Raw genomic sequence first — 14,356 nt, 5'->3', positions numbered from 1 at the left:
GCCGACACCTAATTCGTTTTTAGCGGGTTGTGGTGGCCAGGGGGCTGCTGTCGGTCCGTTCGAATGCTGGGGTCGTGATGCCTCCCGCCACCCGGGCCGATGAGGCCTTCGGATAGAGGCGCGCGGCCCAGGCACTCGCTTTGGTGGTGGCCGCGTGGGCTTCGGAGGATGCCTTGCGGATACCGGGCGCATTGATGCCTACATCAAGAGCGGCGGCGTCCGGCGCCTCCGTGGCCACCACCACTGTCAACACCCTGCGAATGATCACTCGTTGGTGTTGGTGGTGCGAGCCCGCCGCGCGGTGCCCTCTCGATACTCCCGAGCCGTCTGAGCTCCCGAAGAGACCGGGGGCCCGCGCGGTGCGCTGGTGCCACGAACGGCTAGTGAGGTGGCGGACCGATCGGGTGGTCGAGTCCTGGAATTAGGTCGCTGCGTGGCCCGCATGCGCTCGCAACCAGCGCAAACACCGCGCCCTTGGGAGGGAACAACTTGATCTACTGCGGCATCGACTGGGCCGAGCGGACACACGACGTCGCTCTGGTCGACGACACCGGCCAGCTGCTGGCCAAGCGGCACATCACTGATGACGCGGCTGGCTACAAGCTGCTGCTGGACCTGCTCGCCGAGTACGGCGACACGCCGGAGAACCCGATCCCGGTCGCGATCGAGACCTCCCGCGGCCTGCTGGTCGCGGTGCTGCGGACCGGCAAGCGCCGGGTGTTCAAGATCAACCCGATGGCCGCCGCCCGCGACCGCGACCGCCACGCCGTCTCCCGCAAGAAGTCCGACCCGGGCGATGCCCTGGTCCTGGCGAACATCCTGCGCACCGACATGCACGCCCACCGTCCCCTGCCCGACGACAGCGACCTGGCCCGCGCCGTCGCCGTTCTCGCCCGCGCCCAGCAGGACGCGACGTGGAACCGCCAGCAGATGGCCAACCAGCTCCGCTCGCTGCTTCGCGAGTACTACCCGGCCGCCCTGGCCGCGTTCGAGCCGTGGAAGAACGGGCTGTGCCGCCCCGAGGCCCGCGAGGTTCTCAAGCTCGCCCCCACCCCGGGCAAGGCCGCCCGGCTGACCCGCACACAGCTCGCCGCCGCCCTCAAACGAGCCGGCCGCCAGCGGGGCATCGAGGCCGAGGCCGAGCGTCTGCGGGAGGTCTTCCGTGCCGATTGGGCTCACCGGCCCGTCCTGGTCGAGGACGCGCTCGGCCGGCAGATGCTCGCCCTCCTGGGCCAGCTCACGGCCGCCTGCGCCGCCGCCGACGACCTTGCTGAGGCCGTCGAGGAAGTGTTCCCGCAGCACCCGGACGCCGAGATCATCCTGAGCTTCCCTGGGCTCGGCGTCCAGCTCGGCCCCGGGTGCTGGCGGAGATCGGCGACGACCGCCAGCGCTTCGCCGACGCCCGCGGCCTCAAGGCTTACGCCGGTGCCTCCCCAATCACCCGGGCCTCCGGCAAGAAGTCCTCTGTCACCCGTCGGTGGGTGAAGAACGACCGGCTCAACCACGCCGGCTACCTCTGGGCCTTCTCCGCCATCACCGCCTCACCCGGCGCCAAGGCCCACTACCGGCGCCGCCGCGACGACCACGGAGACTGGCACGCCGCCGCCCAGCGCAACCTGTTCAACCGCATGCTCGGCCAGCTCCACCACTGCCTCAAAGCCCGCCGATTCTTCGACGAGCACATCGCACTCCCCACTCAACTCGCAGTAGCTGCTTGAGAATTCGGGGCGCGAGACGGTTTCCAGCTCGGTCGGCCGGGAGAGGGGCTGCCAACGCGGCTCTGTGCCCTTGGGGCAGGTTGTTGCCCCTGGCCCCGGAGCAGCAGGCCGATAGCACCCTCCGTAGGGTGAGCCGCGTGGCCAGTACTGGTGGGGCCGAAGACGCAGCGACAGAGCGTGCGGCGCTGGAACACGCGTTGAGCGGGTTGGGCACGCGGCTCGCCAGCAGTGCGGAGCGCGGGCCCGACGCCCATCGTCGGTTCGAGCCTCTGGTGGAGGAACTGCGGACGCCGGCTGCCGCGTTCCTGCGACCGGATCTGGAACAGCGACTTGCCCGTTACGTCGACGTGGACGATTCCTTCGCGCGAGACCAGATCGCCCATGTCCTGGCGGATGCCTGTGGTGCGGCGGCCTTGCCGGCCCTGATGCGCGCGGATGAGTGACCGCAACGAGGACGGGGATGCGCTGGAGGTGGTTGTCCTTGAGCTGTTCCTCGCCTGGCCCGAGGAGTCTCTCAGGCTGACCCTGGACTTTGCGTCCTCGCGCGACCCCACGGCCCGGATGGTCGGCCTCCGGGGCCTGTGCGTCACCGCCCTCGACGCGACGCGGTACGTCGGGACGGTCACCAGCGCGGCGTCCGACCCGGACCCGCGGGTACGCGCCTACGCGACGGGCACCCTCAGTACCATCTTCGGCGCAGGGTACCCCCGGCAACCCTGGCCGTCCTGGCCGTCCTGGCCGTCCTGGCCGATGGCACCCGCGATCCCGCGTCCGAAGTCAGACGCGCCGCCGTCCGAGCCCTTGGTTGGAATCGCGATGGGACAGTCATCGACCTTTTGGTAGCCCGAGCCGAGAACACCGACCGCTCAGTCCGCTTTGAGGCCGTCTTCGCGCTGGGCCACCAATCGGACCCGGCGGCCCGCGCCGCGCTCGAACGACTCACGACGGATGAGGACGCGAACGTACGCGACTCCGCACGCAGGGCCCTGGCGCCACCGACCGGATGGCAGTGACCCTGATTTCCGGCACTGTGCTACCCGATGCCCTGGCCGGACCAGTCTGTGTCCGCACCGAGGTCTTCCGGCGGGAAGCCCTCTCACAGGTCGGCCAGGTGTGCGACCCAGAACCCCCGGCTCGCTCAGTAGCGGGTGACCGGCTACGACGGGAGCCGACGAGTACCAGTGCCGTGCCATCACCATGTCGGGATTCTCGCCCATGAAGATCGGGCGTGTTCGACCGCTACGGCATGCTGCAGGGAGTGACTTGACGAGTTAATCAGGTTGAACTCGCCTTGTCGTAGATGCTGACGGACCTTGATCCCTGCGGTATGACAGCAAGGTGCGATACGCGCACGGGGCGGGTCAACTGGTCAGGAGCAACAGCGTCGGGAGCCGGTGCGACTGGCAGACGCTAAGCGCTTCGAGCGGACGGCAATAACTTGGGGGGCCAGTGAATCGAACGCTTCAATGTGCGTGGGTGGTGGCCGTGCTGCTGGCGCTGTCGGGATGCACTCATGCCGAGCGCAGGGCTCGCCCCGCACCCACAGTCTCCGCCGCTCCCACAGTTTCCGCTGCGCCGTCGCCTCACCGGGTGGTTCTGCCCGAACCTGCCCCGGCATCAGCCCAATGGATCGCAGACATCGTGAGCAAGGACCCGGCTGCACCGTCCGGCTGCCCGGCACCTGAACTGTCGAACATGCTGGTCCTCGACTCCGTTGGCCAGGACCAGGCCGATATCGTCTTGCTGGCCGACGACCTCCACGTCTGCTTCGTGACGCTCAACCGCCAGTGGGACGGCGTTGTGCGGCCCGTGTTCCTGGCCGACACCATCGACGACCTTGCTGCCAAGCTTCCACAGACAGTGTTCGTCGATGTCGGATCTGCTGACAAGCCGGACAATTTCACCGTCCTCCTCGGGGCGGTCGGGCAGGTCACCATGCGGGGGGACACCTTCCAGATTTACGGACCGCTGCACCAGAGCATGGTCGACCTCGGCAGTGGTCGACTCGCCACCTTCGTGCAATTCCGTTTCGCTGTCCCTGCGCAGGGCGCCCAAATCGGCTCGGACCTGGCTCTGTGCACGGCATCAGGCGGCTGCCATCCGGTGGCGCCCGAGTGACCTCCGGGCGGTCGCCGAGCGTGGAGCCACCCTCCGGACCTCGGCTACTCAAGTGGACTCGTGATGTCGGCGGCCAGGTGGGTGTTCAGGTTGTCCCAGATCAGGACGATCGGCCCGTCGAGCTGGTTGTGGGCCGCGACGATCAGGTCGCGGTAGTCGGTCCAGGCGAAGCTCTTGCGGCCCTTGGTTCTGCCCTGGCCGTCATCCAGCCGGGGCCGGTAGATCAGCCGGGACCGCTCTCCGGGCTTGTAGCAGGTCAGGGCGGCGATCGAGACCCGTCGACGGGAGCGGCCACGCACCCGGACAACGGGCTTTCGGCCACGGCGTCCCCAGGTGCGGGCCCGTGCCGGCGTCATCGAGACCCCGGCCTCGTCCTCGAACACCAGCCAGGCCCCGAGCGCCGCCACTAGGCTTTTACCTGCGGCTACACCTGCTTCTTCCACACCTCGACCGCCCGGTTGTCGCGTTCGATCGCCCGACGGACCGGCTGCTGGCACGACCACCCGTTGCGCCGCATCAGCTTCCACACGCCCTGGACGTGTACGAGACGTGGAACCGCCGACCGATCAGAGTCTTGATCCGCGCCAGCGTCCACCGCTGGTCCTCCCAACCGTGCGCCAGCGGCCCCTTCTCCAACTCCCGCTCCAGCTGGGCGAACTGCCGCTCACCGAGCCGGGACAGCGACTGTGGTCCCTTCGACTCCAAGCTGGCCGAACCGCCCTGCCGCCAGGACTGACGCCACCGCTCCACCGACCGCACCGTGACCCGGAGGTCAGCCGCGATCACCCTGTTGCCGTCACCGCATTCGAACCGCTCGGCCGCCTCAAGCCGCACCCGCTCCCGACGCTGTTGCTCCCGGGCGGTGAACCCGCCCCCCTGCGCGTATCGCAACACCATGTCGTACCACAGGGATCAAGGTCCGTCAGCACCTACGACAACGCGAGTTCAACCTGAGTAGGCGCGTGAGGTGTCTTGATGGCCGGCCCCGCTCCCGGGGGCGGGGCGGCCACTGCCCCGCGCGCGATGCGGGCGCGACCCTCGGGCGGCAGGACGACGAGGTACTGCCGGTCGCCGTCCTCGACCCGGGCCAGCGTGATGGAGGTGTCGGCCGCCGCGAGCGCCTCGGTGGCCGGGCCGGCTCCCTCCGTCATCCGGTCGAGCCGCGCGTGGAAGCGGGTGAGGTCCTTTACCGGGCCGGTGATCCAGATCGCGATCCGCGCGCCCCGGCGCAGCGCGGCGAGCAGGTCCGTACGCAGCGGTCCCTCATCGGCCTCCTGGAGGAGCAGGTCGTGCAGGCGTTCCTGCCCGCACGGACGGGACGGCGCCGCCTCAGCGAGCGCTCGGCACTTGCGGCACGAGGCCAGAGCCCGCGGTTGGAAGTGGTGCAGGAAGAGCTTCAGGTACCGGCCCCGGATTCCGCACAAGGTACGGCCCCTGCCCCCGGCGTGCTCGACGCCGGGCACGCCCTCGACCTCGACCGCGGGGAACTCGGCCGGCTCGCGCGCGGTCGCGAACGACCAAGTCCCGCCCGGGGCATCGCTATCGGAAGTGTCGACCATGCGAGGCAGCATGCCACGCCCGGGAACCCGCCCGCTCACACAACGGACTCAAGTGGACAGCGCGGCCTGGGACCGCAAGCCGTGCCACTGCTCGGCGTCCCAGGCCCGGAACCGCTCCACCTCGGTGAACCCCGGCCTTGCGCGCTGCCGAGGCACGCGACCGCCCGCACCGGCAAGGCACGACACGGGTGCGGGCGATGGCTGGATGAATGACTCCGACTGGCACATCAGGCGGCTGTACCGCCCGGTGCTTTCCGGCGTACGACCGCCCTGGCCGGCGGCGGGCGGTGGTCGGCGCTTCCCCATCGGTGATCCCGGGTGAACTGCTGGCCAAGGGGCTCGCGAGTCGATGTGTACGACGCACCGAGTGACCCGGTCCCGACCGCAACGGCCCCGGTACCGGCGGTCAGTCGCGACTGAATCCCTTGATCGTTCGGGCCGGAACCAGAACGGTCGGGCCCTCGCCGGGCCACCGGAACCAGCCAATCCGCGCGTTCCAGCGGTGCGGAGGACGACGGTGAGGCACTCTGGGGAGAGCCGCTCGGGTCGCATGCGGAGCTCGGAGTCCGTATGCGGAGCCCGTCTGTGGTGTCCTGCGGATGCGTGCCCATGGGGAGCGGGCGCGGGAAGCCGCATTTCGGCACGGTCGATCTCTCTGCTGTCTGTCTCTATCGGGGGCCCAGTATGAGTTCAGCACCGTCGTTCTTCACACACGCCGGGAACTTCGCGAGCGCGGTGACGGGGGGTGTGGATCCCCGTACGGGATTGTTCAGCGTCCAGGTCGCGTTGGGGAATCTGGTCGGCAATCGAAACCTCGGGCCGTCGTTGCCGTTGGTCCTGGGTTACTCGCCGCTCAGCAGTGTCGATATCGGCTTGGGGCAGGGTGTCACGCTGGGGCTGACCTCCTATGACACGGACGCCCGGCTGTTGGCGCTGTCCTCCGGCGAGCGGTACAAGACCCAGGAGGCCGGCGGGAACGTCAACCTGCAGCAGAAGAAGCTCGACACGGTCCGTGTCACGAAGGACTCTGACTCCTACCGTGTCGTGCACAAGTCCGGCGATGTGGAGATCCTGGCCGGGCCCAGGAAAGGGTTCAGCCTCAAGGTTCCCACCGCCTTGCTGACGCCCACCGGTCATTCCCTGACCCTGAGATGGGATTTCACGACCGGTCCGCAGCCGCGTCTCCTGGAGGTCAGGGACGAGACCGACACGCTGCTCACCGTCGACTACGCCGGCAAGAGCAAGGCCACCTTGAACGTGCTGCCCGGGCAGTCCGAGGGCTACGGCGTGGAGCTGCGGTTCCGGAACGGCCTGCTCGCCGGTGTGCGGCATGACGGCCTGGGTGCGGACGCACCGCTGGTCTGGGACTTCACCTCCGGTTCCGTGGGCCTGCAGGGGGTGTGGGGTTCGTGGATCACCGGGGTGAGCTCGCCGGGCGGGATGTCCGAGACGGTCTACTACCCTCAGGACGGGTCGGGCCACCAGTTCCCGGCCTCCGCCGGTCTTCCGGCGCTGCCCCGTGTGACGCGCTACGTCCGGCGTCCGGGCGGCGGGCAGCCGCAGATCGAGATCGACTACAGCTATACGGAGAGGAACTTCCTCGGCGGCCACTCAGGTGCGGCGTGGGATCCCGACCGGGACAATCTCTACGGAGTGCTGACCAGTTATTCGTACGGTTCCACCGAGTCCCGGACCTGCGACGGCCGGACCACGGAAACGGTCCGGAGCTACAACCAGTACCACGTGCAGACAAGCGAGGAGACACGGCAGAACGGTTGCTCCCGGAAGGTCGAGACCGACTACTACGCGTCGGTCGGCACGCCGTTCGACCGGCAGCCGGCGCAGTTCCAGCTTCCGAGGAGCCGGACGGTCACCTGGACCGACCCCCAGCACAACGCGCGCTCCGAGACCACCGAGACGGCCTTCGACGACGCGGGCAACCCTCAGAGCCAGGTCGATCCTGACGGCACCCGGACCGAGTGGACCTACTACCCGGCGAGTGGAAGCGGCTCCGACTGCCCGCCCGAGCCCAACGGCTTCACCCGGCTGCTCCGGTCGGTCACCCGCACGCCCCCGAAGACCGGGTTCGACACCCCCGTCCACAAGGTGACGTACGGGTACCTCCAGCTCCAGGCCACAGCAGATCCGCGGGTGAGCGCCGCGGTGTTGAAGTCCGGCGAACAGCACTACGCCGACGGCCGGCTCCTCTCAGCGAGGACGTTCGCCTACAGCGCCACGGGAACGGAACTGGCCCGCCTGACCCGCCTGGTGGAGACCGAGTACCCCAGCGGCGGCAACGGTCCGGCGTACGCCGCCACCCACGACTTCGCCTTCTCGGTGGAACAGGACGCGCTGGTCCAGCGGCACACGCTGACGAGCCACGACGACCTCACGCTCACGCGGTCGCAGACGCGCTCGCGCTTCACCGGGCGCCTGTTGACCACCACCGACCCGCACGGCAACACCGAGACCATGACCTACGATCTTCTCGGCCGCATGACCGCCCGCACCCGGAACGCCGACGATCCCCGGTACCGGGCGACGGACACCGTCACGTACGAGACGGGCGGCAGCGCCCCGTTCGTCGTGACGTCCACCGACACGGTGGGCAACGCGCTGCGCGAGAGCCTCGACGGCATGGGCCGGCCGATCCGATACGAGCGCAAGGACACCGACGGCGACGGCACCTGGTACACCGTCCGGACGCTCGGCTACGACGAGCAGGGCCGCCTGTCGTCGGTGACCGAAGCGGACCAGGTCCGCGGCGGCGGGCCGCTCCAGCTGACCCGGTCCTACAGCTACGACGACTGGGGTCAGGTGTCGGTCACGACCTCCGGCGACGGTGCCCGCCACCGCGTCGTGACCGACCCGATCCAGCAGACCACCACCACCCAGCTGCTCGACCCCGGCACCCCCGTCACCGGGACACAGGTGACGACCTACAACACGCGGCGAGAGCCGGTGAGCGTGGCACGGTTCGACCTGCAGGGCGAGCCCGCGGGGACCAGCGAACTGCAGCGCGACGGCTGGGGCCGGGTGCGCAGCACGACCGACGAACTGGGCAACACCACGCGCTACGACTACGACGACCGGGGCCGGCTGGCGACCACCACGCTCCCCGACGGCACGACGATCACCCGCACCTACGCACCGTCATCCCCCGCCGAACTGATCGAGGCGATCGCGCTCAACCGGATCTCCTACGGCACACAGAGCTTCGACGGCCTGGGCAGGATCACCGCCGGCACCTCGGGCGGACGCACCTGGACCCACCGCTACGCCGCGCCCGAAGACCCCCTTCCGGCCTCGGTCACAGCCCCCGACCAGCAGACCACCAGCTACGAGTACATCCCCCAGCTCGACCACGCCCTGGCCCAGGTCCGGGCCGGCGCGATCACCCAGCGGTACACCCGCGACCCGGTGACCGGCTACCTGACCACCGCCCGCGAGGGCGAGGTCACGATCACCCGGGACCACTACCCCTCGGGCCTGCCGCGCACCGAGACCACCGCGCTCGCCGGCCAGGATGACCGCGGCACGCAGTGGACCTACACCGTGGGCGGCCTGGCGCAGACCTACACCGGAGTGGACGGCGCCACCGAGACCGTCAGCCGGGACAGCTTCGGCCGGGTCACCCGGATCGACGACCCGGCCACCCGGGTGACGCTGACCTACGACAGCGCCGGCCGCCTGACCCGGTGGACGGCCGAGGACAAGCAGTCCCGGCACACGCTGACGACGACGCTGGAGCTGGACGACTTCGGCCGCGAGGTGAAACGCACGGTCACCGACAGCCAGGGCACCACATGGACGCTGACACAGCGCCGGCAGCTGAACGGCCTGCTCAGCGGCAGGACCCTCACGCGCGGAGCAGAGACGCTGCGGGACGAATCCTTCTCCTACAGCAGCCGCAACCAACTCCTCACCTACACCTGCGCCGGAGACTCGCCCCCCGAGGACGACCGCGGCAACCCGGTCACCCGGCAGACGTTCACCTACGACGCCTACGGCAACGTCACCCGCTGCGACAGCACCTTCTCCTCGGGGTCGGACACGGCGACCTACCTGTACGGGAACCGGGCCGACCCCTGCCAGCTGACCGGCGTCCGCCACACCCACGCCTCGTTCCCCGCCACGACCGACCTGCGCTACGACCTCGCCGGGCGCCTGACCACCGACGACGCCGGGCGCACCCTCACCTACGACGCCCTGGGCCGTCTGCGGACGGCGGGCGCGGCCGCCGGCTACGGATACGACCCGCTGGACCGGCTGCTGACCCAGACGACGGACGGGACCACCAGCACGCTGTACTACCGCCAGGGGCAGCTCGCGACCGTGATCGCCGGTGACCGGACGACGCGGCTCCTGCTGCTCGGCCCGCAGTGCGTGGCCCAGCACCGCACCGCGGCGGGCCAGGACGAGAACCTGCTCCTGGGCACGGACGCCAAGGGCACCGTGCTGGTGTCGACCGCGGGTCACAACCCACGGGAACTCGCCTACACCGCCTACGGCGCCCGCCCGGTCGGGGAGACGGGCAGCGTCCTCGGGTACGACGGCCAGCGGACCGACCCGGCCACCGGCTGGTACCACCTCGGCAACGGCTATCGCGCCTACCACCCCGCCCTCATGCGGTTCAACGCCCCCGACTCCCTCAGCCCCTTCGGCGCGGGCGGCGTCAACCCCTACGCCTACTGCGCCGGCGACCCCGTCAACCGGACCGACCCCACCGGGCACCTCAGCTGGATGGCGTGGCTGGGCATCGGGATGGGTGTGCTGGGCGTGGGCCTGGCCGTGTTCACCGCGGGCGCCTCCATCGCGGCGGCCGGCGGCGTCATGGCCGCCTTGAGCGCCGCCTCCACCGTCGAACTCGCCGTCGGCGCGGTGGGCGTCGTCTCCGACGTTACCTCCATCGCCAGCGGGGCACTGGAAGAGGCATCCCCCAAGGCGTCCTCGATCCTCGGATGGGTCTCCCTCGGCACCGGCCTGGCCGGTGCGGGAATCGGCACCGCCGCCGCACGAGGCTCCTCCCGGCTGGCCGCACAGGGAACGGCGGAGACCGCACAGGGAGCGGCAGAGGCCGCACGGGCCACCGAGGACGTCACCTCGGAAACCCGCACCTACAGCTTCACCGAGCACTACCCGGCCCAGAGGGACAACCTGGTCCTGACAGGGAACGGCGGCCGACGGGCCGGCGGTGGGACGGGCGCGCGGGGTGCCCGTCGGCCTTGGCGGCCCAGGCCCACCCGGGACGCAGCGGCTGACCGGCGGATGTATCACTACACGAACGCGCAGGGACAGCAAGGAATCATCGACAGTGGCACGCTGAACGCATCGACGATGAACCGCCATGCGCGGTACGGCCACGGGCAGTATCTGACGGACCACGCGCAAGGAGGCATCGTCGAGGACGCCAGGAAGGGCGTCGACTGGCGCGTCTCCAAGGACGAGGCCGACAGCGCGACCTCACAGATCCTCGTGCTGAACCCCGACGAGGGCGCCCGGTTCAGCCACTGGCTGGAGATCGACGTACGCGGTCTGGAAGGCCTTCGCGTTGCTGCGGACCGGCCACAGGTATTCCTGATCCCCAATGAGGGCCCCCTCGACCTGACGCGCCGTATCAGGGGCTGGTGGGCACCGCTGTGACATCACACGTGACGGGACGGAGACGGCCGGGACCTCCCATCGTCGGGCGTCGCACACTCTGCACCACCTCACACGAACGAAGGGGATAGAAATGGCAACGTGGACGGGTGTGTCGCACCTCTCGGTGACGCTCACGAGCGGCGATCAGAACTGCGCGATCTATGCGAACGGGCTGAACAGGATCGGCGTGACGATCAGCATCACGCCGACCGACGAATGCGGAGACCTGATCGAGGTCGACCCCCAGCACCTGGTCTCCAATCTGTGGCTCATCGACTACATCGACGAGTCGAAACTCCACTGGAACGGCAAGTCGGGCTGGTCCTACACGGACACCGAGAACGAGTTCACGGCCATCCCCGGCGGAGCGGGCGAGCGTGCCGAAGTCGCCACCGGAGGCAACGGAGCCCAGCACGTCACGTTCTACGTCTATTGCTCACCCGGAGTGACCAAAAAGTCGATCAGCGTCCTGGTCAGGACCGACTCGGAGGACGGTGACACCTTCAGCACCTCCAAGGACGGGGCGTACCCGAGCCAGGTTGTGATCAATCCTCGGGCAGCCGCGACCTACACGAAGGACAACATCAGCTGGGACTACTCGCGCACGTCGACCGACGAAGAGAACAACACGCGGTACGTAACGACTCGCGCCTGGAACTACTACCTGTCCCTGAAGGAACCGGACAACTACTTCGTCACCTTCCGGGTCCACGGCCACTTCAGTGACTCCGGTTACGACGGTCTCTTCTCGGCCCACATTCCTGCCGACAATGACCGCGGGAACTTCTACGGCGGTTACGTCTGGTACGGCGAGCCGCACGACTACAGCACCGGGCAGATCGTCAATTTCCCCGACGGGAACCACTGGTGGGACACCGCGGCGATCTACGACAGGTCATATCCCGAGCAGTACCTGTGCTTCACATGGGTGCACTCCACCACCGGCGGCGACGGATGGCACATCCCCAACGGGCCGATCACCAACTGGCACGTCTACTACACCCCGAGGATCGTCGCGTGGGACCGGTACGGCAACACGGGCACGTTCTGGGTGGACGGGGACGAGATCACCAAGGGGCTCAACCTCACCGACTACCAACCGTAGTCACAGGGCGAACGCACAACCCGTGCAGCGTGCGTCCGCGCAGGTGAGTCGACGGCGCTGTGCGTCGGAACGACCGGAAAACCAAGCTGACCGGCACCGCCAGAAAAGTGGAGGTGATCGCGGCAACCACGGTACGTGACAGGCGGTCCGGCAGGGGCGACTCCTCATCGGCCCTGCCAGACCGCAGTACGACGAGACGCAGATACGCATCCGGCAGTGCCGGGCGCGCCGTCATGACCTGCGCTCCCCGGCGCCGCTCCGCCGCCGGGCACCGCCACCTGACCCGGCGCCGGTGCGAACCGCCGACAGCGCGCCGCCCCTCCTACGGGCCGCTACCTGCCGAATCGTCGAAGCCGCAGAGACACCTGCCACGTACTACATGGAGCCCTGGCTTTCGATGCCCTCATCGGCCACCGCGATGGCGACCCCGAGCGCCTCGGTGATGTGGGTCGCGGCCGACATCACCCGGGCGGTACCGACGATCGGCGCGATCGCCACCAGCACGTCCTGCAGCTGGGCCGCGGTCATGTGCTCGCGCATCGCCGGCTCCAGGTGCGCGAGGTAGGAGACAGCGGGAGCGTCCATCGCAGCCAGCGCCGCGATCCGGGTGAGGATGAGCATGTCGGGGGCCAGACCGCACCGCTCGATCGAGTCAGCGGTCATGGCCATGAGAGTGTCGAGAACGGGCGTCTCGGAGGTGGTGGACATGGTTCCGTCTCCAGATGTCGTTCGGCTCGGCCTGCGTCGTACACCCAGACCGGGGCACCCGTAGCGCCCGGTCCGACCGTAGGCAACCAGCGGACCGCTCGCACGGGCGGTGAGCCGCCCGAGTGGATCGCCCAGGAAGCGACCGGGGCACCTCCCGCGTGCTGGTGGATCTCTGCGTGCTGGTGAATCTCTGCGTGCTGCCTTCCGTCGGAGCGAGGTGCCCAGAGGAGCGCGGCAGTGGCCTTCCTCTCCCTCGCCTTCTGGCGCTCGTCGTACGCGGCGCGGGTGTCCGGGCTCTCCGGCGCGTCCAGCGGGGAGTGCCGGCCTTCACGGCCGTTCCGCCGCCACACCGGCCCGAGCGGCCTGGACGGACCCCGTAGGCTCGCCCGGGTGCGGTGGATCTGCGGGGTGGCGGCTGAGTCTCCGGACTCGGCCGTGCGGGGAGGTTGGGGGGTGGGCGTTGGCGGAACGTGCGGGATCGCGTGCCGAATCGGTCCTGGGGTGGGCAGCTGCCTCCTGCGACGCGCAGTTGCGTCGTTGGGTTGCGGGGTTGGAGGGCGCGGTCGGGGAAGTGGCTGCGTACCAGTTCGGGTTGTCCGGTGGCGGGTCTTCGGATCTGCGGCATGGTGGCAAGCACGTACGGGCGGCGTTGACGCTCACCTGTGCCCGGGCGGTGGGGGGAGACCCGGATCGGGCGGCTCCCGCCGCGGTGGTGGTGGAGATGGTGCACAACCTGTCGCTGTTGTACGACGACGTCCTGGACGGCGATGTGGTGCGCCGTCACCGGGCGTCCGCCTGGAAGGTGTTCGGCTCGGCCGCCGCGACTCGGTCGGCCGATGCGCTGCTGATGCTGGCGTTCGAGATACTCAACGAGCCCAACACGCCCGACCCCGTCGCGCGTGAGGCGTCAACGAAGCTGCTGGACACGCTGATTCAGCTGGCAGTGGGTGAGAGCCTGGATGTGCTGTTCGAAGCCAAGCCGCGCATCGACCTGGCCGAGTGCCTGGAGATGGTGTCGGGCAAGACGGCCTCCCTGTTCGCCTGCGCCTGTCGGCTGGGCGCCCTCTACGGCGGCGGCACACCGGCGCAGGTCGATGCCCTGGCCGCCTTCGGACACGACCTGGGCATGGCGTTCCAGCTGGTGGACGACCTGCTCGGGATCTGGGGAGATCCGGCAGTCACGGGCAAGCCGGTCTTCGCGGACCTGCGCGCGCGCAAGCTGTCGGTGCCTGTGGTGGCCGCGATGGCCTCGAACACCACCGCAGGCGGCGAACTGGCCCGCCGCTATGCGCTGCCACCCGCCTCGGACACGGCCGAAGAGGCGGCGCTGGCCCACCTGGTGGAGGAAGCCGGCGGCCGGCGCTGGGCGACGGACCGCGCCGCCACGCATGCGGACGCCGCCCGCCACCGCCTCCACGACCTCGCCGCCGGCACCGTCACCGTCCCCCGGGCCGTCGCCGACCTCGACGCGCTCTGCAGCCTGATCGTCGACCGGTCTCACTGAA

Annotated in this window: 8 protein-coding genes and 3 pseudogenes; 7 read left to right on the top strand and 4 right to left on the bottom strand. The window is 69.4% G+C overall.

The features are described from left to right. Nucleotides 1–489 precede the first annotated feature (489 nt). The 4 genes and pseudogenes from ACIRST_RS32215 to ACIRST_RS32200 all read left to right on the top strand — a co-directional run bounded on the left by ACIRST_RS32215 (nucleotide 490) and on the right by ACIRST_RS32200 (nucleotide 3,836). Nucleotides 490–1,718: pseudogene (locus tag ACIRST_RS32215) on the top strand (IS110 family transposase). Between the two features lie 137 nt (nucleotides 1,719–1,855). Continuing rightward, complete coding sequence (locus ACIRST_RS32210; protein ID WP_402806612.1) at nucleotides 1,856–2,161, top strand: hypothetical protein; 306 nt, start codon at nucleotides 1,856–1,858, stop codon at nucleotides 2,159–2,161. A 138-nt stretch (nucleotides 2,162–2,299) separates the two neighbouring features. Further along, nucleotides 2,300–2,731 carry a HEAT repeat domain-containing protein gene (locus ACIRST_RS32205; RefSeq protein ID WP_402806609.1) on the top strand — a complete coding sequence of 144 codons (432 nt, stop codon included), beginning with the start codon at nucleotides 2,300–2,302 and terminating at the stop codon, nucleotides 2,729–2,731. 628 nt (nucleotides 2,732–3,359) lie between these two features. Beyond that, the gene (locus ACIRST_RS32200; protein WP_402806606.1) at nucleotides 3,360–3,836 is read left to right on the top strand and encodes a hypothetical protein; all 477 of its coding nucleotides are present in this window, start codon (nucleotides 3,360–3,362) and stop codon (nucleotides 3,834–3,836) included. Nucleotides 3,837–3,898: 62 nt separating this feature from the next. Here ACIRST_RS32200 and ACIRST_RS32195 read toward each other — a convergent pair. The 3 genes and pseudogenes from ACIRST_RS32195 to ACIRST_RS32185 form a co-directional block, all read right to left on the bottom strand. Further along, nucleotides 3,899–4,192, bottom strand: a pseudogene (locus ACIRST_RS32195) (IS630 family transposase); the annotation flags it as partial. Between the two features lie 50 nt (nucleotides 4,193–4,242). After that, nucleotides 4,243–4,727 (bottom strand): annotated as a pseudogene (locus ACIRST_RS32190) (winged helix-turn-helix domain-containing protein). 38 nt (nucleotides 4,728–4,765) lie between these two features. Then, nucleotides 4,766–5,395: a hypothetical protein gene (locus tag ACIRST_RS32185; protein WP_402806604.1), complete on the bottom strand. Its 630-nt coding sequence runs from the start codon at nucleotides 5,393–5,395 to the stop codon at nucleotides 4,766–4,768. 873 nt (nucleotides 5,396–6,268) lie between these two features. Here ACIRST_RS32185 and ACIRST_RS32180 point away from each other — a divergent pair. Together ACIRST_RS32180 and ACIRST_RS32175 are read left to right on the top strand one after the other, a co-directional pair. Next, nucleotides 6,269–11,038 carry an RHS repeat-associated core domain-containing protein gene (locus tag ACIRST_RS32180; protein ID WP_402806601.1) on the top strand — a complete coding sequence of 1,590 codons (4,770 nt, stop codon included), beginning with the start codon at nucleotides 6,269–6,271 and terminating at the stop codon, nucleotides 11,036–11,038. A 187-nt stretch (nucleotides 11,039–11,225) separates the two neighbouring features. Then, nucleotides 11,226–12,143, top strand: a complete 918-nt coding sequence (locus ACIRST_RS32175) for a hypothetical protein (protein WP_402806598.1) — start codon at nucleotides 11,226–11,228, stop codon at nucleotides 12,141–12,143. A gap of 375 nt (nucleotides 12,144–12,518) precedes the next feature. Here the strand turns inward: ACIRST_RS32175 and ACIRST_RS32170 are convergent, their stop codons facing one another. Continuing rightward, nucleotides 12,519–12,851: a carboxymuconolactone decarboxylase gene (locus ACIRST_RS32170; protein ID WP_402806595.1), complete on the bottom strand. Its 333-nt coding sequence runs from the start codon at nucleotides 12,849–12,851 to the stop codon at nucleotides 12,519–12,521. A gap of 109 nt (nucleotides 12,852–12,960) precedes the next feature. Between ACIRST_RS32170 and ACIRST_RS32165 the strand changes: the two genes are divergently transcribed. Then, nucleotides 12,961–14,355: a polyprenyl synthetase family protein gene (locus ACIRST_RS32165; RefSeq protein WP_402806592.1), complete on the top strand. Its 1,395-nt coding sequence runs from the start codon at nucleotides 12,961–12,963 to the stop codon at nucleotides 14,353–14,355. Nucleotide 14,356 lies beyond the last annotated feature (1 nt).

The organism is Kitasatospora sp. NPDC101447 (assembly GCF_044767225.1).
Classification (GTDB): Bacteria; Actinomycetota; Actinomycetes; order Streptomycetales; family Streptomycetaceae; genus Kitasatospora.
The sequence above is the reverse complement of the archived record's forward strand: the minus strand, read 5'-3'. Positions and strand labels throughout refer to the sequence as shown.